Consider the following 18,088-nt stretch of genomic DNA (forward strand, 5'->3'; position numbering starts at 1 on the left):
AAACAGGGCAAGATTATATATCTTGCCATTTCAGATTAATTTGAAGTGAAACGCGTGAACCTGTCCTGTTGCGGGACAAAAAGTAAGAAGGACTCCGGGGAAACGGAAATGGATCTTCCCGAGCAAATTCAGAAGGACCTCGATGACCTCGGGGGATTCGAAGCCCTTGCGGAGCGGATCCCTGCATCCGGGGATCTTGAGAGGGAGAGCCGGATCTATCACGCGCTTGCCGACCCGCTGAGGCTGACTATCCTCTACCTGCTCCGCGATCAACCGCTCTGTGTCTGCGTCATCAACCGGTTCATGCGCCTTGCCGGGTCGAAACTCTCCTATCACCTGAATATTTTGAAAGAGAGTGGGCTGATCGAAGGCGAATATCACGGCAACTGGATCATCTACAGCATCACCGAACGCGGGCGCAAGGCGCTGGCATCATGAACCCGGTGCGTTCTCTCATCGTCGGAGTGTACTATATTGTCAAAATTAACGGGAATGGGATAATCTGAATTCGGTGATTCTCATAGAACAGGAACGGTTCGGGCATTTCAAAAAATCCCGAATATCTTTTATTTACTTCAAGCTCCACCATCCAATGATGAAGATCATAAAGAAAATTCATCTTGGTGGAATAAACCGGAGAATCGGAACCCTTCTAAATACGGGGAGGGTACTATGGATCTTCTGAGCGCAGCGGAATTCTCCGCATCCGGCCCGGTCAAAAAAGACCTGATGAAAACCGCAGGTTCGAACATAGTGATCGTCGGCCTTGAAACAGGGCAGGTGATTCCGCCGCACCCGGAACCGTATGCCGTCGTGTTTGTTGTTCTGCAAGGTAAAGGGGTTATCACATCGGGAGCCGTTGAGCATCCTGTGAAACCCTGGCATCTCGTATCGGTGAAAAAGGATGAGAACCGGGGGATCCGCTGTGATCAGAAGATGGTCCTCCTTGGCATCCGCGAAGATGTATGAGGAGATGAGAACCCTATGGCCGCGATAATCCAGGCTTCGAATCTGACGAAAATTTTTGGCAGCAGCACTGCCGTAGACCATATATCGTTCGATGTCCAGCGGGGTGAGATCTTTGGTTTCCTCGGCCCCAACGGTGCCGGAAAGACCACCACCACCCGGATGCTGACCGGTGTCATCCCCCCCGATGCCGGAACTGCCACGATCCTCGGCCATGATATCCGGTCCGAGCCGGTCATGGCAAAACAGGGATTCGGTGTCGTACCGGAGACATCGAATGCCTACACCGATCTTACCGCATGGCAGAACCTGATGCTTATGGGCGAATTGTACGGACTTTCCCGTGCCCGGGCAGAGCAGCGTGCATCCGAACTGCTTGGCATGGTAGGGCTCCTTGAGCGCAAAGACCAGAAAGTGCAGGCGTATTCCAAAGGCATGAAGCAGCGGCTCATCCTCGCTATGGCGCTTATCCACGAACCAGAACTCCTCTTCCTCGATGAACCTACGAGCGGTCTCGATGTGCAGAGCACGCATATGATCCTCTCCCTGCTCCGTGACCTGAACACGCAGGGAACCACCATCTTCCTCACCACGCACAACATGGAGGAGGCCAACCGGCTCTGCCACCGTGTCGGCATCATCCGGGCAGGGAAGATGGTGGCCATCGATGCACCGGAAAAACTCAAGACGGCTATAGACCGGGTGCACAGGATCGAAGTGAGTTTTGACCGTGACGTGCCCGACAACGCCCTTGCAGGACTTGATGGTGTCATGACGGCGAACCGGGCCGGTGACAAATGGCAGATCACTACCCAGAACAAAGATGCGGCCATCCATTCCCTTGCAACTTTCAGCCGGCAGAACGGTGCGGCAATTGTCACGCTGAACACGCTGGCCCCCTCTCTCGATGAAGCGTTCCTCCGGCTGACACAGGAGGCACAACCATGAACCCGGCTGGATTCTCCGAGCAGGTCCGGAGGTCCTGGGCGATTGCCAAGAAAGACATCCGTATCTATTACATCAAAGGCCCGGTTCTTATCTTCGGCGTCTTCATGCCGCTCTTCATGTTCCTTGCCTTCCTGATGGGGGGCAGGCAACTTCCCCTTTCATTCCTCATTTCAGGTCTGGTAGGGATGACACTCTTTTTTACGGCCACTGCGGTATCCCCCGCTATATTCCCGTGGGAAGGGCAGGCCAAGACCCTTGAGCGGCTCGCTTCGTGCCCGGTTACGGTCGAGGCGATTGTCTTTGGCGACATGATCGCCTCCACCCTTTTCGGTATTGGGATTACGATTATTACAGTCCTCATCGGGCTGGTGCTCGGGCTTCCGCTCCTCCACGGCATCACGCTGCTTGCAGCCATCCTCATTGCAGCCTGCTGCTTCTCCGCAATCGGGATGCTGCTCGCGGTACCTCCGACAAACGTACCATCGAACATCATGATGCTCTCGTCGCTGATCAAGTTCCCGCTCGTCTTCATCTCCGGCATCTTCGTCCCGCTGGAACAGATGCCGTTCTGGGGTCTGGTGCTTTCAGTGTTCTCGCCGCTCACCTACTTCACGGATCTTGTTCGTTTCTCGTTTACCGATGTACACTATTTCCCCGTCTGGATCGACATCGCAGCACTAGTGGTATTCACTGTTGTGTTTACGGTCGGCACGATGTACCTGCACAAGAGGACCATGCCGAAAAGGATGTGAGGGTAAAACAGCCGGAAATTATTGTTTCCAGACCTCGACCATGGATTGATCGCCGTGATACCCGACAAACTCTGAAAGTGCGGGCAGCCCGATTTTTCTCTTTTTATGCCTTGCATCAGAGGGATCGTTGAAGTACAAAAATTTGTCATCGATGCCGGTCACTGCAACCCAGTGGGGCAGGTCTTCTTTGCTGTAAAACAAGGTGTTTGTCACGATCAACGGAACATGATTCGAAAAAAGAGACTCACGGAGGATTTTGCCAGTGATTGTTACCTGTCTTTCGCGGACACCCAGTTTTCTGCACCGGGCTCTTCTTTCGTAAAACTGCTCCTTAAGCAACAGCATGGCCGGACTGTCAAGTGGCGGAACGAACGTATCAACAAAATCAATTCCCCCTGTATTACTGGTAACTCTTACGGAAAATCCACGGGCAGCCGCTGAATAAGCCAGACCATACCTGCTGGTTCCACAGACTGCTACGAGGTTTCCCTCCCTCCAGATGTCGATCTCCAGATCCTTTCCGAGGCGCAGGTCATGATCTAGGTATTTCATGGCCATCATCAGTGAAGCCGGGCCGCACGTGATGTCGTAGTGCTGCCGGTAAAAGGGAATACTCAGATGGATCGACGCTCCGTGCTCAGCCTGCATGTCTTGTCCTCATGTTTTGTGTGATTTGGATGGCTACGATCAGGAAAGGACACGGCATTATAAAATGATATCCTGAACCTTTCTTTTCACGTTACTTCACCGGTAAACTCCGTATTCCAGTACCAGGGCCACAATAAAGATCCCGACTCCGGCAAGTGCGATGGGCAGCGTGTAATTTTTCACCACGGCCTTGATATCGTCCCCGGTGGTCCGCTGGACCAGCCAGAAGTAGGGATCGGTCACGTAGGACACAACACACGACCCGGCACCGATGAGAAGGATGAGCGGGAGCGGGTGGATGGCACCGACTACGGCCGATCCTGCGAGTACTTCTGCCGTGATCACCGCGGTAACCACCCGTGAACCCTGCGCAGTCTCGATCAGTGCGGCGAGGATGAATGGGACGAGAATGATGGGGATCAGCAACGTCAGCTGGCCTAAGGCGATTTGGGCAAATCCGCTCTTGACGATCACAAACCCGAGTGCCCCCGCCCCGCAGATATCAAAGATGATCATGCCTGCGTGTTTGGCTCCCCCGGACAACCCCTGTGTCCGCACTGTTGAAGGAGCGAGGGCAATAGCGGTCACTGCGCCAACAAGCATGATGAAATTGATAATACTGACATGCGACAGGTTCAGGAGCAGAAAGGAGACCGGAATGGCAATCAGGATTGCAATAAACGGAGCCCATGCCCGCCAGTGAATCCCTTGGTTCAGGACCGGATTTTCGGCCCCATAACTTTGAGGAGGCAGAGCTTCCGGTTTATCTTTCTCTGTGGTGAAAGAAGCCGGATGGACGAACCGGAAGTACAGGAGGATTCCACCCAATAGCAGAAGCGAGAGCGGGATAGATACAGCGTCAAAGACGAGCGGGCTCATTCCCCCGGAGAATGCTTCGTAGAGCGGGATGACCACCGGTGTGGGGTAGATGAGAGCATAGGAGATGATGCTCCCGACCGCAGCAAGATACAGGAGCACGTTGCGCTTCGTCCTGTCTTTCTCAAGGCTGTCGAGGATCGGGTTTAACATGATATACGCGGTGACACAGCAGGTAATCGGCACTGCCAGAAGATACCCCGATACCCCGGCAATCACCGGGGGATTTTTCACGTACCTCCGGATATCGGCAACGATCTCTTCGATCTGGTGCTGCTCCTGCAGGAGTTTTGCAATGACTGCCCCGCAGAGGATGATGATGCCAAATGCCGAAAATACCTTGCCGACACCTGCGACGATCCCAACCAGAGTAGCGTCGGGTGTCATACCCGCAAGGAGCCCGAACAGGATTGCCCCGCCAATCAGGGTGAAGAACGGGGATATCCTGTACCACAGGCTGACAATGGTGATGAGGATAAGGGTGATCGCAAACGCGATGAGGGGATCCATGGTTAATATACCTGCAACCGGAAAGAAAAAGACTTGGAAATGTATCCGTCACTTCCTGCCTTCCAGGTTACCCTGTCCCAAGCCTGAAAAATTCCTGTGATGCTGAGCGGAATTACCCGGTTCGCGAGAGGGCATCTTACGCGATCGCATGGATCACCTGGTTACTGCCCCGGTGATCTTCCGGATCACCGGCACCATCGCCTCGTTCATTTTGTATATTTTATGATTCGAGCGATAGTAGGAATCGATAAGACCGCCATCTTTGAGTTTTTTCAGGTTATACGAGATAAGGTTCTGCGGCTCTTCAAAGACATAGAAGAACTCGCAGACGCAGTGGTCCCGTTTCAGGAGCATCAGGACGATCTTTAAGCGGAGCGGGTGGGCGAGCAGTTTCATGAGGGTGTGTAATTCCGTTACCGTCTCCCGCTCGAGCATCTCCTTCTCGGCACGGAGTTCGTCTTCCCAGTCGCTTCGCAGGGCGCAGTCGGCAGGGCAGCAGCGGGCAGTTGCCATGGTACGAGATAGGCACGAAGAATACAAAAGGTGCTCGCTGGAATCACCTCCCGGGTATTTGAGAGGATCGCGGCTCTTCAATTTTTCTTGAAATCCGGTTCCGGGGTATATAGCACTCCCCGATCCACGGTTCATGCAGTGATGAAAGATATGGATTACGAAACCGTAAAAATTGCAAAAGTGACCGGCAAATGCCCGGCCTGCGAGGATTATGCTGAAAAGAATTCCACAACCCCGCCAAAGATTGCCGTGATGGCCTGCGAGGGGGCATGTGCCCGGGGCGAGGTGGCCCGGAGGGCTGCAAACCTTGTCGCCCACCGGCTCGCCCGCGACCGGACGGTGCGGATCTGCCTTGGGGGAGCATTCACCAAAGATACCGGCCAGCGGAACCTGGTCCGGAGAGCTGAAAAGGTGATCGCGATTGAAGGATGTTTTATCAACTGCTCGTCGCGGATGATGGAAGGGGTCATTCCGGAACTCCGGCCGGCAATCGTGCGGGCGGACCTGATCTACAATCTCGACCTGCCGTTTGGAATCGATGAGGTACCGGACGAGATGTTCACGGTGTACGCGTACAAAGTTGCCGAACAGGTGGTAAAAGACCACGTGACACCTGCAGCCTGTTGCGGCAATCCTGAAAAGGAATCCCTTTGCGCTAGTGGCGGGTGTACACCGAAACGCTCCGGTGGCTGCGGGCAGTAAGAAAAGAGCGGCAAATTACCGCTTTTTTTGATCCCCTTCCCGGAAAAAAGAGCTTCATATTCGCATTCCGGCAGGGTTTATGGGGTCCGGATAGGCTAAATTACGTAGCGAAAAAAGCCTGAATGTAAGGGCCTTTGGGAGCCATCCGGTGAGGGGGTTTCCTGCCGTATTTTGGCAATCAGGGCGAAATTATGGTGTATTTTCCACAGGGGCTAAAAAGAGAGGATTTACGGGGTTTTCCGGATCGATGTCGGGGAAAAGAAGCCTTAATTGGGCTTATTTTACTTATTGACCTTAATCCCCTCTTTCTCGATAAAACAAAAGGGATCTTCTGCCAGATAGTCCCCGTCAACCGCATGCGCCCGGACCCGGCACCCGCCCCCACAGAGATCACGATAGGTGCAGATCCCACACCGTCCCCCGAACCGGACATCCTTTTCCCGGAACCGGGCAAATACAGGGTTCTCCCCGTCCGACCAGATCTTGCTGAAAGGCTGTTTTCTGATATTCCCGACAAGAAATTCCGGCGAGCGGGCGAACTGGCAGGGATACACGTTCCCCCGGGTGTCAATATTTGCCACCCGGGTGCCGGCACTGCATCCGCCTTGCAAAGATTCGAGCAGCTCGCGGGCATCAGCGAGATCTTCCAATCCATCCCTCTCCATTGATGCGAGCAGATGGATGCAATCCTGCGGGGCATCTACGGTCAGGTACTCCATAGCGGCGGGATCCGTCTCCTTTGCTTTTCGGTAGAGAAGACTGAGGGCACCGATAACCTCGTCCCGGTCCAGTTGCAACCGGGCATAGGATTCGTTCCCTCGTCCGGTTGGCACGAGCCAGTACAGGCAGAACCGGGAGGCACCGAGGGAAAGCGAGAGGTCGACAAGCGCTTCTAATTCATGGCAATTCTCTTTCGTGAGCGTGACCCGGACCCCGCACCGGAGCCCCGCCTCCGTACAGGCAGCAAATGCCTTTACCGTCTGCTCAAACGCACCAGGGAAATTCCGGAACCGGTCATGCGTCTCAGCGTTCGCACCATCCAGCGATATTCCGGCATATTCGATCCCGCTTTCTTTGATCCTGCGGGCAATATCCGGCGTTATCAGCGTACCGTTTGTGCTGAGTGCCATCTTGAGGCCGCGGCTCCTGGCATGCATCGCCAGTTCCCAGATATCCGCACGCATCAGGGGTTCCCCACCGGTGAACAGGATGAGCGGGACACCCATAGCTGCCAGATCGTCGATTACTCCGAATGCCTCGGTAGTTGAAAGCTCTCCTTCTGTTGTGCGTCCCGGTCCTGACCTGCTGTAGCAGTGCGTGCAGCTCAGGTTGCAGCGATCCGTGAGGTTCCAGAAGACCACCGGCCGGTACATCCCGGTAAACGCAAGGAGGCTGCTCGGCACATCACCCTGCGGTTTGTGCCGGTGCTTCATCATTCCGCTGACCGTTCCCCGCCCGTGCATGCATTGTGTTATCCGGTTCATCAGACACCACCGCCGTTCTCCCGCATCCGTACATTCGGCACGCGCTTGAACTCCCGGGTACTGAAGAGGACGGTATAATCCGGGCAGCCAGTCTTCTCTGCAACCGCCTTCACTTCGTCCAGCACCTGGTCTTTGCTATAGCCGTGGTGGACCGTGTAATGAGTGTACTCCCAGCGACCCGGTACCGGCCTGCGTTCATAACAATGGGTAACAGCGGGAAATACTGAGAGACGTTTTCCGGGATCATTTTCTCCAGATCCTGCCGGTTTCCATGCCACAAGAGCATTTGCGATGATCCCGACCTTTCTCTGATCAATACGTGCCCGGAATTTCCTTATGATCCCTGCTTCCTTCAGGTGCCCGATCCTTTCCATTACTTCGCAGCCGGTGAGGTCCAGTCGGTTTCCGATCTCTTCGAAAGGAGCCGGAACAAACGGGAGGCCCCGTTCCAGTTCCCGGAGTAATTCGACATCAATCGGATCCATGAGGAACCTCCCCGGATTGTGCGGGCAAAAAGGAGAAGCGCACATCTATTTTTATCTTTTTTACCGTTGGCAGATCAAGCACATCGGAGGCTGAAATTCCGGTCCTGTCCAGAATTTCATGCAGAACCCGTTGGACTCCTTCCCCGTCCTGTGCTGCAATCGTGAACCAGAGGGAGTAGGAATGATCCCGTCTGAAATTGTGCGATACTTCCGGATAACTGCTGATGATGGCTGCAATTTCGTTCACTCTCTCTTCTGGCACACGGAGGGCAACCAGGGTTGCGGCGTGCAGACCGAGATGGCGGGATTCCAGTACCGGGGATATGCCCCGGATAATTCCTGCTTCTTCCAGCCGTTGCATCCGGCCGAGAATCCCGGTCTCGGTAATGCCCAGCCGTTTAGCGATTGAGTTCCATGGCCGGGATACCAGCGGGAGATCGTCCTGAAGAACATTAAGTATGGCCAGATCGGTCTGGTCCGGTTCAAATCGGGTGGGACTGCTCACGGTTTCACCCCGGCAGGTTGGTACGGGCACCACGGGTCCTCGCCGCAGCACTCCCCGCTGATTGCCTCCGGGGTTGCAAGCCCGTCGCACCAGAGCGGGGTGGTTGCATCTTCCCGCCGGTACGCCCGGGCCCGGCACCCGCCGCACCTTGTTTTGAAATCGCACCGGCCGCACTTTCCCGTGAGGAGATCCGGATTGCGGAGTGCCGTGAAGAGCGGGGAGTTGTTCCAGATCTCCGAAAATGGAGTGGTCCGCACATTACCGGCGCTGACCGGCAGGTAGGGGCAGGGCGTTACATCTCCGTTGGCAAATATCCGGCAATAGGTGATGCCGGCAAGGCAGCCGCGTCCCCATACCGGGTTTTGTATGCCCTGCTCATCAGCGATACGAAGGAACTGCGGGGCGCAGGTCGGACGGATGTTAAGGTCGCTGTCCCTGTACCGGATCAAGATCTGCCGGATCAGTTCTTCGTACTCCTCCGGGCTGCGGGACTCGATCTTCCGGGCCCGCCCGGTAGGGACGGGGAAGAAGAGCTGGTAGGTCCGGACCCCAAGGGAAGTCCCGAGTTCTATCACATCTTCGACATCACGTATGGCAGATCGCATCAACGACATATTGATCTGGACCCCGATTCCTGCATCGCGGCAATGCCCGATGGCCTGCACGGCTCTCTCCCATACGCCGTCAAGACCCCGGAACGAGTCGTGAACTTCCGGGTGTTTCGAATCCAGGCTGATGGCCACCGCCCGGATACCCGACTTACGGAGTTTTACCGCGGTATCGTGGTTGATGAGGTACCCGCTGGTACCCATGACCATCCGGAGGCCCTGCACCATGCCGTACCGGGCAATATCATACACATCCTCACGGAGCAGGGGCTCGCCCCCGCTCAGCACGACAACCGGCCTGCCGGTCGCCCGGATCTGGTCGATGACCGCAAATGCCTCCTGCGTCGAGAGCACTCCGTCTGCTTCCTGTTCGCCTGCATCCACGTAACAGTGGGAACACTTCAGGGGGCACCTGAGGGTGATATTCCACGAGATGATACGCGGTGCATTCACCGTACCGTTCAATGTTTCAGTCCCTTTACCAGATCGAAGCGATCAAGGTTCATCACTTTGGTCCAGGCTGCCACGAAGTCGTGCAGGAACTTCTCCGGGGAGTCCGCACTTCCATAGACTTCTGCCAGGGCCCGGAGCTGGGAGTTCGAACCGAAGATGAGATCGACACGCGTGCCGGTCCACCGGACTTCGCCAGTCTTGCGATCGTGTCCTTCAAACACATCAGCGTCTTTCGAGACCGCCTTCCACTCCGTACCCATGTCGAGCAGGTTCACGAAAAAGTCGTTGGTGAGAGCTTCTGGCTTTTTGGTAAAAACGCCGTGCCGGGTCTGTCCGGAGTTGGTGTTCAGCACGCGCAACCCGCCGACGAGCACCGTCATCTCGGGCGCGGTCAGGGTCAGCAGTTGCGCCTTGTCAACCAGCAACTCCTCCGCCGATGCGGCAAATTTGCCCCCAAGGTAGTTGCGGAAGCCGTCTGCCTTTGGTTCGAGCACGGCAAAGGATGCCACATCGGTCTTTTCCTGCGAGGCATCCATGCGTCCCGGCGTAAAGGGGACCTTTACCGCATGGCCGGCATTCTTCGCTGCCTGCTCGACACCGGCGCAGCCGGCCAGGACAATCAGGTCGGCGAGCGATACCTTTTTGCCTCCTTTTTGCGCCTTGTTGAACTCGCTCTGGATACCCTCCAGCGCCGTGAGCACATTCGCCAGCCGGGCCGGCTGGTTGACTTCCCAATCCTTCTGCGGCGCCAGGCGGATACGGGCACCGTTGGCACCACCGCGCTTGTCGGAGCCGCGGAAGGTGGAGGCCGAGGCCCACGCGGTTGAGACCTGTTCGGAAACCGACAGGCCGGACGCCAGGATCTTCTTTTTGAGGGAGGCAATGTCCTTTGCATCGATCAGTTTGTGATTGACGGCGGGGATGAGGTCCTGCCAGATGAGTTCTTCGGCAGGAACTTCCGGGCCGAGATAGCATGCACGGGGACCCATGTCGCGGTGCGTCAGCTTGAACCATGCCCGGGCAAATGCGTCCGCGAGCTGGTCCGGGTGCTCGTAGAAACGACGTGAAATCTTTTCGTAGGCGGGGTCGAACCGCAGGGAAAGATCCGTAGTCAGCATACCGGGCGGGCGACGCTTCGATTTGTCGTGGGCATCCGGAACCGTATCGGCGGATATGCCCCCCTTCGGCTGCCACTGGTACGCACCGGCCGGGCTCTTTATCAGTTCCCACTCGTTCTCGAACAGGATCCGGAAGAAGTTTTTGCTCCATTTCGTCGGCGTACTGGTCCAGGTGACTTCCAGGCCGCTGGTAATCGTGTCCCCGCCCTTGCCGGTACCGAAGCTGCTCTTCCAGCCCAGGCCCTGCTCCTCGATGCCCGCTGCTTCGGGCTCAGGTCCCACATGGGTCGCCGGGCCGGCGCCGTGGGTTTTGCCAAAGGAGTGACCCCCGGCGATGAGTGCAACGGTCTCCTCGTCGTTCATGGCCATGCGGGCGAAGGTCTCGCGGATATCCTTTGCCGCTGCGACCGGGTCCGGGACACCGTTCGGGCCTTCCGGATTGACGTAGATAAGCCCCATCTGCACGGCAGCGAGCGGCTTTTCGAGGTTCCGGTTGCCGGAGTAGCGCTTGTCATCCAGCCACTTGTTCTCAGAACCCCAGTATACGGCTTCTTCCGGCTCCCAGACATCAGCACGGCCGCCGGCAAAGCCGAAGGTTTTGAACCCCATCGACTCCAGGGCGACGTTGCCCGCAAGGATCATGAGATCGGCCCAGGAGATTTTCCTGCCGTACTTCTGCTTGATCGGCCAGAGCAGCCGGCGTGCCTTGTCAAGGTTCGCGTTGTCGGGCCAGCTGTTGAGGGGCGGGAACCGCTGCTGGCCGGCACCGGCACCGCCGCGACCATCACCCATACGGTACGTGCCGGCGCTGTGCCATGCCATGCGGATGAACAGGGGCCCGTAGTGGCCGAAGTCCGCCGGCCACCACTCCTGCGAGCCGGTCATCAGTTCACGGAGATCCTTCTTCACGGCCGCCAGGTCGAGTTTCCTGAATTCCTCAGCGTAGTTGAACTCCCCGCCCATCGGGTTGGAGAGGGAAGAGTGCTGGTGAAGAACCTTCAGGTTCAACTGGTTCGGCCACCAGTCACGGTTGGACCTGACCTGCCCGGTTGACTGTTTGTTTTCCCCGCTCATTGCCGGGAGCTTGCTATCGTCAGTCATAACATCATCTCCTATCGTTGTATGGTTTTATCCACGGTGATGCCTTTTAGTGTTCCTTTTGCCCGCCCAGCTAACGGTTACTTCAGCAGCGGATATGGTTACGGAGTTCTGGTTGTCAACAACCGGAATACCCTGCTCTGTCGTGAGGGTTTTCCTTGCCACGGTGGATCAATGGAAGAATTGCCCCGGTCATATTTAATAAGATAGGGTTTCGGGCATAAGTCGTATTCAACGATACCGGCAGGAGGCAGCCCATACATGATAACTGTCAAAAAAGTGAAATGGGGATCTATTCCCGTTTCCCGAGCTGATGGTCGAGACAGAACAAATGGCCGGGAACATCACCGACTATTTTGGCTCTTCTCCAAATTTTAGGAAATTAAATTATCTAACGAAATTTTTCCAATTGTCGACGAACAATGTTTCTTTGTTGAAGTAGGTGGTTAAAGATGAATAACTAAGTCTGTTTATATGAAAACCGCCATGCCAAGGTGCAACCCGACGAGTCGTCGCGCCGACCCCCTCAAAGGAATTCTGGCGAATGGACTTCGCACTTATGGGTAATGGTCACCACGAGGGCTTTGATCGCACGCATAAAATCCGATTCAGTTGCAAGGAGCGGGCAGACTTCAGGTTCCGCAGCAATCACCTCTGCTGCAAAGGAAAGCAGCATCACCTGGGAAAATTCATCGAGATGTCCAGCCCGCTCACGTGCTTTGTTACGGTCCTCCGGTTTGCTGACACGGTTCACGACCAGAATAATATGTTCGATTCCCAGTTGTCGTGCGAGAGCAGCAGATTCCCGTGCCACGGAAAGAGCATTGTAGGAGGGATCCGCTACAACAACCGCACAGGTAAATCCATCAGCGACCGCCCTGCCGAAATGCTCAAGACCGGCCGGCGTGTCCAAAAGGATAACCTCATCGTTGAGGAGCCGCATGTGCCGGAGGATTGCGGTAAGAAGCGTGTACTCGGCACAGAGGCAGCCGGAGCCGGCCTGCCTGACCCCGCCCATGACAAGGAGCCGCAGGTTATCCGCGACAGGAATAGAGAACCGGTCCACCACATCGCTCACATCCGGGTTAAGCGTGAGGAGACCGCCCGGAGAAATGTCCGGGCCGGCCCCAATCTTTTCCCGGAGATACTCAGTGCTCTTTGATACCGGGATTATCTGCTCCGCTTTCTCTGGAGGTACTCCCAGGGTCACCGCGAGATTCTGCTGGGGGTCGCCGTCAATGGCAAGCACCCGGAATCCTTCCTGTGCAAACAGGTGGGCGAGGAGGGCGGTAATGGTGGTCTTACCGACCCCGCCTTTGCCGGTAATGAGGATACGGATCCCGTCCTTGCCCGCAACGTGAGGAATATGACTGTTTCCTGCGAGGGGTGCGCCTCGTGGTTCCCTGGACCGGCTCATATCCCGAGCTCGGTCCGCTTGCGTTCGATGTGGTCCGAGATGAGCACCGCAGCTTTTGCCGGGTCTGGTTCTACGGCGAAACTCGCGTTCACCGCGCCTTTCAGCCCCTCGGTCAGGAGCGACACGGTTGCAGGGCTTCCCGCAATGTGCGGCATCACGCCGAGAACCGTGTAAACCCCGGAGGCAACGAAGTATGCCCCGATGGAGACTGCTTTCTGCGAGTACCATTCGGGTGCCGCACCGGCAATGGGCAGTTTGTGGATCGGCACATTGAGGGCATTGCCGAGTTCCGCTGCGAGCACCAGAATACGGGAGTTATCAACGCAGGAGCCCATGTGGAGCACCGGCGGGATCTTCAACGACTCGCAGACTGCCCTGAGGTCAGCACCTGCCAGCGATGCGGCCTCGGGCCGGAGGAGACCGGCTTTTCCTGATGCGATCGCAGCGCAGCCCGTCTCGACACAGAGAATATTTCTCCTGATCAGTTCCTTTGCCAGTGTCACGTGGCCGGAGTCCTGCTTCACGTGCGGGTTGTTGCACCCGACAATCCCGACCGCACCCCGGATCTTGCCGGCAGCGATCAGGTCGATGAGCGGTTTAAACGAGCCCCCGAGTGCGTTCTTGATCGCCTCATTGGAAAATCCCGCCATGACCGGGACCGGCTCTCCCGGGATCAGGACACGCTGGGGGTTCCGGTTTTTGTAGTTCTCCACAGCCATCCGTACAATTGCCTTTGCCGTGAGATACGCATCCTCCGCATGGAAATCAAAGAAGTACGAGCCCGGGATCGTGGCTTTCGAACTCGTGGAGATGATTTGTGTATGGTAGCAGCTGGCAGTCCGGGGGAGCGAGGGGAAGATACACTGGTAGTCCACGACCATTGCTTCAAGGGCGCCGGTTGCGATAATTAATTCCTGGTTGAGATGGTTTCCCGTCATCGGGATGCCCTTTCTCATGAGCAGTTCATTGCCGGTACAGCACATCCCGACAAGGTTGATGCCTTTCGCACCGTACTTCAGGGCGAGTGCCTTCATCTCCGGATCAGCAACCGCTTTCACCATCACTTCGGAGAGCATTGGGTTGTGGCCGTGCACCGAGATGTTCACGTGATCCGCTTTCAGCACGGCCAGGTTCATCTTTGAGCTGGTGATCGTGGGAGTGCCGAACAGGATATCCGAAACCTCGGTGCCGATCATTGATCCGCCCCAGCCATCCGAGAGCGAGGTGCGCAGTCCCTGGAGCAGGATGTTGACATAATCCGCCCCGACTCCCATCTGGACGCGGTGCATGGAGTCAACTACTTCACGGTCAATGCCCCGTGGGGTAATACCGAGTTTGTCCCAGATCTCCCGGGTTGCTTTCGGGGCACGGTTCAGGAACTGGAGCGTGTTCTTCCTCATGCCATACTCGTCTAACATGGCGCCGCCCAGTTCAGCGGCAAGCTGCTCCGGTTTCTTTCCTTCAGTGCTGATACCGTATTCCTTGCAGATCTTCTGGAGTTTTTCTTTGTCGGTGATTGCATAGTCTTTGGTCTTTCCGGTGCCGAGAAGATACAGCGTCTCGACAATATCGCGGCCATGGTCCGAATGTGCCGCTGCTCCCGTAGCGATCATATCCAGCAGGTTGCGGGAAACGATCAGGTCGGCATCGGCACCACAGACGCCACGGACGCGGTGGGGTGGGATGATCCGGCAGGGCCCCATGGTGCACCGCGAGCAGGATGTGCCGGCTTCACAGTATTTGCAGGGAGGCTGCTGCATCTCGTACCGGTCAAAGACCGTCTCGATGCCCTCCCGCATCGTGATCTCAAGGATCGGTTTGGCGTTCTCATCGATCGTTCGCTCTTCTTTTTTCTGCTCGATCAAAGCCGGGTTCAGGAGCGACATTCTCGCCCTGTCGAGCTCGCAGACATCGAGTTTCTCCCGGATCAGCTGGGGTTTTGGTTCTTCTGGCATCGTCCATCACACCATATCATTTGGATATCTGGTAATCCATCAAGGGTGTATATATCACTTGCCTCAAGCGTGCGGGTGCCTGCGGGAGTCTGGCTATGGCGGAAGCGTATTGCAGACCTTCTTCCATATATCCTGCCGAAATGTTCTATAATTTTGATCAGGGTAGGAGATTGGCTGAGGTACTGAATGGCAATCGATCCGATCTGCAAAATGACCGTGGATGAGAAGACTGCGAAGTTTACCCGTGAGTATAAGGGAAAGAAATACTACTTCTGTGAACAAGGCTGCAAGAAGACGTGTGACACTGATCCGGCAAAGTACGCGTGAATTATCCGGTGACTATAGAAGAACACTTCCCCGGGTAAAATGCTCTTTTCGGGATTCGATACGTCGAAAAACTACGGTCTTCTCTTGCCTTATTTTCCAGGAAAAACCGGCGCTTTGAAAAAAAAGAGCCTCATATTCGCATTCCGGCAGGGTTTCCGGGGCCCGGATGGGCTAAACTAAGTGGCGAAAAAAGCCTCGGTAAAAAGGCTCTTTGTGGGCTTTGGGAGAGGGTCTTTCCTCCCGTATTTTGGTAAACAGGGCGAAATTATGGCGCATTTCCCACAGGGGCTAAAAAGAGAGTGTTTACGGGGTTTTCCGGATCGATGTTGGGGAAAAGAAGCCTTATTTGGGCTTATTTGACCTCAGGGTCCTGACCCTACCCAAATTCGCCACTGTCTGCTTTGCGCAGTGCCAGTTGATCGGTATGGTGTATCATCCCCGGGACATGGGCAGGGGCCATATTCTTTCGTTTCACAAGATACCGGCATTTCGGGGGATCAGAAGGAGAGGTCCTTTCAACCTTTTCGATCCTGAGCACGATATAGGGACACTGGCCGAACGTGCCGAACTCCAGCCTGCGCAGGAATCCCGAGATCGTATTGTACTGGTAGCGGGTCAGGCCAAACCATTGCCGGAGTTCGTGAACGGTTACCCACCGCTCATCGGCGCCATTCTCCACCATATACTGTTCAAGCAGTTCAGGGATACCGGAATATTTTTTCATCCTGGTGGCAGCCCCATCTGGGGTTGTGGTGTTGATCCGGAAGAGCAGCTGGAACAGTTCTCATCGCAGTTCGTATCGTTGGCAGTTGTCTGTTGTGTCATGGTCTGATTCATCCTTGTCAGTGTGTAATAATCCGCTGCATCAGCGGGGTGTCTGATAGTCAGTCGCGCTTCTCTTCCTCGGTGACCTGTGCAAGGATCTCTGCTGTAGGGCCGATATCGATGATCTTCCCGCCCCGCATCAGCGCCACGCGGTCACAGACATCCCGGACGAAATCCATGTCATGCGAAACCACGATGAACGTCTCGTCCATTTCGTCCCGTGCATTCAGGATAGAGTGCTTCACATCCTGCTTGGTGATCGGGTCCATGGTGCCGGTCGGCTCGTCAAGGATTATGAGGCGCGGTTCCCTGATGAGCACCTGTGCAAGGGCAACACGGTGCCGCTCCCCGTCCGAGAGTTCGCCCGGGAACCGGTTCAGGATCTCCTTTGATTTCTCTTCAGTGAACCCGGCCATCCGGAGCGTGACTACCGCTTTCCGGATTGCCAGCTCCTTGGGGAAATCCAGCCCGATCGAGTCGGTGAGATTGTCGATCACCGTGCGGTGGGGGAAGAGGTCGTATTCCTGGTGCAGGAGCCCGATGTATTCTTTGGCCCTCCCCCGCTGGTCGATGCCGGGTCTGGTCATGTCTACCCAATCCTCACCGATCAGGATATTCATCTCTCCGCTTGTGGGCTCGATGATGCCGGAGATGATCCCGGAGAGGGTGGTTTTTCCCGCCCCGCTCTTCCCGATGATGCCGAAGATCTCTTTCTTTGCCACATCGAATGTGACCATGTTCACCGCTTTTACCACGCCGCGATCTACTGAAATGTATCTTTTGGTCACGTCCCGGGCCGAGAGGATCTTCCCTCCCAGTTCTACCGGGACCGACTCCTCGATCTCGTGGTAGTCTCTGGCAAACGAGCGGATCACCATCTTTGGTGACCCGATGGTAGCGATCTCCCCATCCACGAGGAGCATCGCACGGTTTGCCATATCCTCAATCACCTGCGAGAAGTGCGAGGTGACAACCATCCCCATCGTATTCTTCTTTGCCGCCTCGATGAGCATCGCGTGGACCAGCCGGGCAGTCTGCGGGTCAAGGGTTCCTGTAGGCTCATCGGCAAAGAGCATCGATGGGTTCTTCGCCAGCTGCCGGGCCAGCACCACCCGCTGCTTCTCCCCCCCCGAAAGATCGCGGGCGATATGCAGCATCCGGTGGGAGAGTCGCACCTGGTCGATGAGATCTGCGGCCCGGTTGATCGCGTGCTCCTGCGGGTAGCGGATGTCATCGAGTGCATGGAGCACGTTCTCGATCACCCGGTCATCGCCATAGAGGGCGAACGTCCGCTGGAACATGATCGCGGTCCGGTTCATGACCCGCCCCTTCATCCCGTCCGTCTTCTCGCCCCAGAGATCAATATCGGCAGCCACGAGTTCGCCACCGCACTCAGGACATTTCTTACCGGCCCGGCTCTGCATATCCATGAACATACAGCGGTCACAGGCTGCCATGTGGTAGACGATGGAGCCTTTTGTCGGGGGCTGTTCGACCCCACGGAGGAGGTGCATGAGCACACTTTTCCCGGCACCACTCCTCCCGATAACGCCCATGATTTCACCTTCCGGGATCTCGAAGGACACATTATTCAGGACCCGTGTGTCATCGAAATCCATGCTGAGGTCGTGTACGCTGATAAATGGTTTTGGCATGATGGTATCTCCCTTCCTAATCAGCTTGTTTTTCGTCTGCGGCTGGTTCTTTGGGTATCACCCGGCGCTCGCATCCCCCGTCACATGTCGTGCAGGGCCCAAGTCCCCGTCCTATTACCCGGCCCCGTTTCAGCGGCCCGGTCCCGTCAAAGTTCGGCATGGAAAAACCTCATGATCGCTCTCATTGGATTATTACGCATATGAGCATAAAGATTTAGGGATTGGATACTAAAAATGGCTGTG

20 protein-coding genes are annotated in these 18,088 nt (G+C 56.0%); 6 read left to right on the forward strand and 14 right to left on the reverse strand.

Going from position 1 to position 18,088, the window contains the following annotated elements; genetic code table 11:
- Positions 1 to 45 precede the first annotated feature (45 nt).
- The 4 genes from WC593_11595 to WC593_11610 all read left to right on the forward strand — a co-directional run bounded on the left by WC593_11595 (position 46) and on the right by WC593_11610 (position 2,666).
- Positions 46 to 438, forward strand: a complete 393-nt coding sequence (locus tag WC593_11595; GenBank protein ID MFA4825783.1) for a metalloregulator ArsR/SmtB family transcription factor — start codon at positions 46 to 48, stop codon at positions 436 to 438.
- A 234-nt stretch (positions 439 to 672) separates the two neighbouring features.
- A complete protein-coding gene (locus tag WC593_11600; GenBank protein MFA4825784.1) occupies positions 673 to 969 on the forward strand; it encodes a hypothetical protein in 297 nt (98 codons plus the stop codon).
- A gap of 15 nt (positions 970 to 984) precedes the next feature.
- The gene (locus WC593_11605) at positions 985 to 1,914 is read left to right on the forward strand and encodes an ATP-binding cassette domain-containing protein (GenBank protein ID MFA4825785.1); all 930 of its coding nucleotides are present in this window, start codon (positions 985 to 987) and stop codon (positions 1,912 to 1,914) included.
- A complete protein-coding gene (locus WC593_11610) occupies positions 1,911 to 2,666 on the forward strand; it encodes an ABC transporter permease (GenBank protein ID MFA4825786.1) in 756 nt (251 codons plus the stop codon). Before WC593_11605 ends, WC593_11610 begins: the two co-directional genes overlap by 4 nt.
- A gap of 18 nt (positions 2,667 to 2,684) precedes the next feature.
- Here the strand turns inward: WC593_11610 and WC593_11615 are convergent, their stop codons facing one another.
- The 3 genes from WC593_11615 to WC593_11625 form a co-directional block, all read right to left on the reverse strand.
- On the reverse strand, positions 2,685 to 3,314 hold the full coding sequence (locus tag WC593_11615) for a peptidase C39 family protein (GenBank protein MFA4825787.1): 630 nt from the start codon (positions 3,312 to 3,314) through the stop codon (positions 2,685 to 2,687).
- A 96-nt stretch (positions 3,315 to 3,410) separates the two neighbouring features.
- Positions 3,411 to 4,700: a GntP family permease gene (locus WC593_11620; protein MFA4825788.1), complete on the reverse strand. Its 1,290-nt coding sequence runs from the start codon at positions 4,698 to 4,700 to the stop codon at positions 3,411 to 3,413.
- 153 nt (positions 4,701 to 4,853) lie between these two features.
- Positions 4,854 to 5,213, reverse strand: coding sequence for an ArsR family transcriptional regulator (locus tag WC593_11625; protein ID MFA4825789.1), 360 nt, complete (start codon positions 5,211 to 5,213; stop codon positions 4,854 to 4,856).
- 141 nt (positions 5,214 to 5,354) lie between these two features.
- Between WC593_11625 and WC593_11630 the strand changes: the two genes are divergently transcribed.
- Positions 5,355 to 5,915 carry a putative zinc-binding protein gene (locus WC593_11630; protein ID MFA4825790.1) on the forward strand — a complete coding sequence of 187 codons (561 nt, stop codon included), beginning with the start codon at positions 5,355 to 5,357 and terminating at the stop codon, positions 5,913 to 5,915.
- A gap of 281 nt (positions 5,916 to 6,196) precedes the next feature.
- Here the strand turns inward: WC593_11630 and WC593_11635 are convergent, their stop codons facing one another.
- The 8 genes from WC593_11635 to cooS form a co-directional block, all read right to left on the reverse strand.
- Entirely contained in the window at positions 6,197 to 7,399 is a 1,203-nt protein-coding gene (locus WC593_11635) for a radical SAM protein (protein MFA4825791.1), read from the reverse strand.
- Positions 7,399 to 7,884 carry a siroheme decarboxylase subunit beta gene (gene ahbB, locus WC593_11640; protein MFA4825792.1) on the reverse strand — a complete coding sequence of 162 codons (486 nt, stop codon included), beginning with the start codon at positions 7,882 to 7,884 and terminating at the stop codon, positions 7,399 to 7,401. Before ahbB ends, WC593_11635 begins: the two co-directional genes overlap by 1 nt.
- Positions 7,871 to 8,389 (reverse strand): siroheme decarboxylase subunit alpha, encoded by a 519-nt coding sequence (ahbA, locus tag WC593_11645; GenBank protein ID MFA4825793.1) that lies wholly within the window; start codon positions 8,387 to 8,389, stop codon positions 7,871 to 7,873. The genes ahbB and ahbA overlap by 14 nt, the downstream gene beginning before the upstream one ends.
- Complete coding sequence (locus WC593_11650) at positions 8,386 to 9,462, reverse strand: radical SAM protein (protein MFA4825794.1); 1,077 nt, start codon at positions 9,460 to 9,462, stop codon at positions 8,386 to 8,388. Before WC593_11650 ends, ahbA begins: the two co-directional genes overlap by 4 nt.
- Entirely contained in the window at positions 9,459 to 11,669 is a 2,211-nt protein-coding gene (katG, locus tag WC593_11655) for a catalase/peroxidase HPI (protein MFA4825795.1), read from the reverse strand. The genes WC593_11650 and katG overlap by 4 nt, the downstream gene beginning before the upstream one ends.
- Before the next feature lie 27 nt (positions 11,670 to 11,696).
- Positions 11,697 to 11,831: a hypothetical protein gene (locus tag WC593_11660; GenBank protein ID MFA4825796.1), complete on the reverse strand. Its 135-nt coding sequence runs from the start codon at positions 11,829 to 11,831 to the stop codon at positions 11,697 to 11,699.
- 361 nt (positions 11,832 to 12,192) lie between these two features.
- Positions 12,193 to 13,083, reverse strand: coding sequence for an AAA family ATPase (locus tag WC593_11665; GenBank protein MFA4825797.1), 891 nt, complete (start codon positions 13,081 to 13,083; stop codon positions 12,193 to 12,195).
- A complete protein-coding gene (gene cooS, locus WC593_11670) occupies positions 13,080 to 15,038 on the reverse strand; it encodes an anaerobic carbon-monoxide dehydrogenase catalytic subunit (GenBank protein ID MFA4825798.1) in 1,959 nt (652 codons plus the stop codon). The genes WC593_11665 and cooS overlap by 4 nt, the downstream gene beginning before the upstream one ends.
- A gap of 186 nt (positions 15,039 to 15,224) precedes the next feature.
- On the opposite strand from cooS, the gene WC593_11675 reads away from it, so the two are divergent.
- Entirely contained in the window at positions 15,225 to 15,365 is a 141-nt protein-coding gene (locus tag WC593_11675; GenBank protein ID MFA4825799.1) for a YHS domain-containing protein, read from the forward strand.
- Between the two features lie 376 nt (positions 15,366 to 15,741).
- Here WC593_11675 and WC593_11680 read toward each other — a convergent pair whose 3' ends face one another.
- From WC593_11680 to WC593_11690, 3 genes are all read right to left on the reverse strand, one after another.
- Complete coding sequence (locus WC593_11680) at positions 15,742 to 16,089, reverse strand: hypothetical protein (GenBank protein MFA4825800.1); 348 nt, start codon at positions 16,087 to 16,089, stop codon at positions 15,742 to 15,744.
- Positions 16,090 to 16,249: 160 nt separating this feature from the next.
- On the reverse strand, positions 16,250 to 17,845 hold the full coding sequence (atwA, locus tag WC593_11685) for a methyl coenzyme M reductase system, component A2 (protein MFA4825801.1): 1,596 nt from the start codon (positions 17,843 to 17,845) through the stop codon (positions 16,250 to 16,252).
- Between the two features lie 16 nt (positions 17,846 to 17,861).
- Positions 17,862 to 18,005, reverse strand: coding sequence for a DUF5320 domain-containing protein (locus tag WC593_11690; protein MFA4825802.1), 144 nt, complete (start codon positions 18,003 to 18,005; stop codon positions 17,862 to 17,864).
- Positions 18,006 to 18,088 lie beyond the last annotated feature (83 nt).

The organism is Methanoregula sp., assembly GCA_041645435.1.
GTDB lineage: Archaea > Halobacteriota > Methanomicrobia > Methanomicrobiales > Methanospirillaceae > Methanoregula.

Bases quoted from the DNA above. Each gene is read 5' to 3' on its own strand.
- WC593_11625 (MFA4825789.1), bottom strand. From the start codon at position 5,213: ATGGCAACTGCCCGCTGCTGCCCTGCCGACTGCGCCCTGCGAAGCGAC.
- WC593_11675 (MFA4825799.1), top strand. From the start codon at position 15,225: ATGGCAATCGATCCGATCTGCAAAATGACCGTGGATGAGAAGACTGCG.
- WC593_11630 (MFA4825790.1), top strand. From the start codon at position 5,355: ATGAAAGATATGGATTACGAAACCGTAAAAATTGCAAAAGTGACCGGC.
- WC593_11680 (MFA4825800.1), bottom strand. From the start codon at position 16,089: ATGAAAAAATATTCCGGTATCCCTGAACTGCTTGAACAGTATATGGTG.
- WC593_11615 (MFA4825787.1), bottom strand. From the start codon at position 3,314: ATGCAGGCTGAGCACGGAGCGTCGATCCATCTGAGTATTCCCTTTTAC.
- WC593_11620 (MFA4825788.1), bottom strand. From the start codon at position 4,700: ATGGATCCCCTCATCGCGTTTGCGATCACCCTTATCCTCATCACCATT.
- WC593_11600 (MFA4825784.1), top strand. From the start codon at position 673: ATGGATCTTCTGAGCGCAGCGGAATTCTCCGCATCCGGCCCGGTCAAA.
- WC593_11690 (MFA4825802.1), bottom strand. From the start codon at position 18,005: ATGCCGAACTTTGACGGGACCGGGCCGCTGAAACGGGGCCGGGTAATA.
- cooS (MFA4825798.1), bottom strand. From the start codon at position 15,038: ATGCCAGAAGAACCAAAACCCCAGCTGATCCGGGAGAAACTCGATGTC.
- katG (MFA4825795.1), bottom strand. From the start codon at position 11,669: ATGACTGACGATAGCAAGCTCCCGGCAATGAGCGGGGAAAACAAACAG.
- WC593_11665 (MFA4825797.1), bottom strand. From the start codon at position 13,083: ATGAGCCGGTCCAGGGAACCACGAGGCGCACCCCTCGCAGGAAACAGT.
- ahbB (MFA4825792.1), bottom strand. From the start codon at position 7,884: ATGGATCCGATTGATGTCGAATTACTCCGGGAACTGGAACGGGGCCTC.
- atwA (MFA4825801.1), bottom strand. From the start codon at position 17,845: ATGCCAAAACCATTTATCAGCGTACACGACCTCAGCATGGATTTCGAT.
- WC593_11605 (MFA4825785.1), top strand. From the start codon at position 985: ATGGCCGCGATAATCCAGGCTTCGAATCTGACGAAAATTTTTGGCAGC.
- WC593_11635 (MFA4825791.1), bottom strand. From the start codon at position 7,399: ATGAACCGGATAACACAATGCATGCACGGGCGGGGAACGGTCAGCGGA.
- WC593_11610 (MFA4825786.1), top strand. From the start codon at position 1,911: ATGAACCCGGCTGGATTCTCCGAGCAGGTCCGGAGGTCCTGGGCGATT.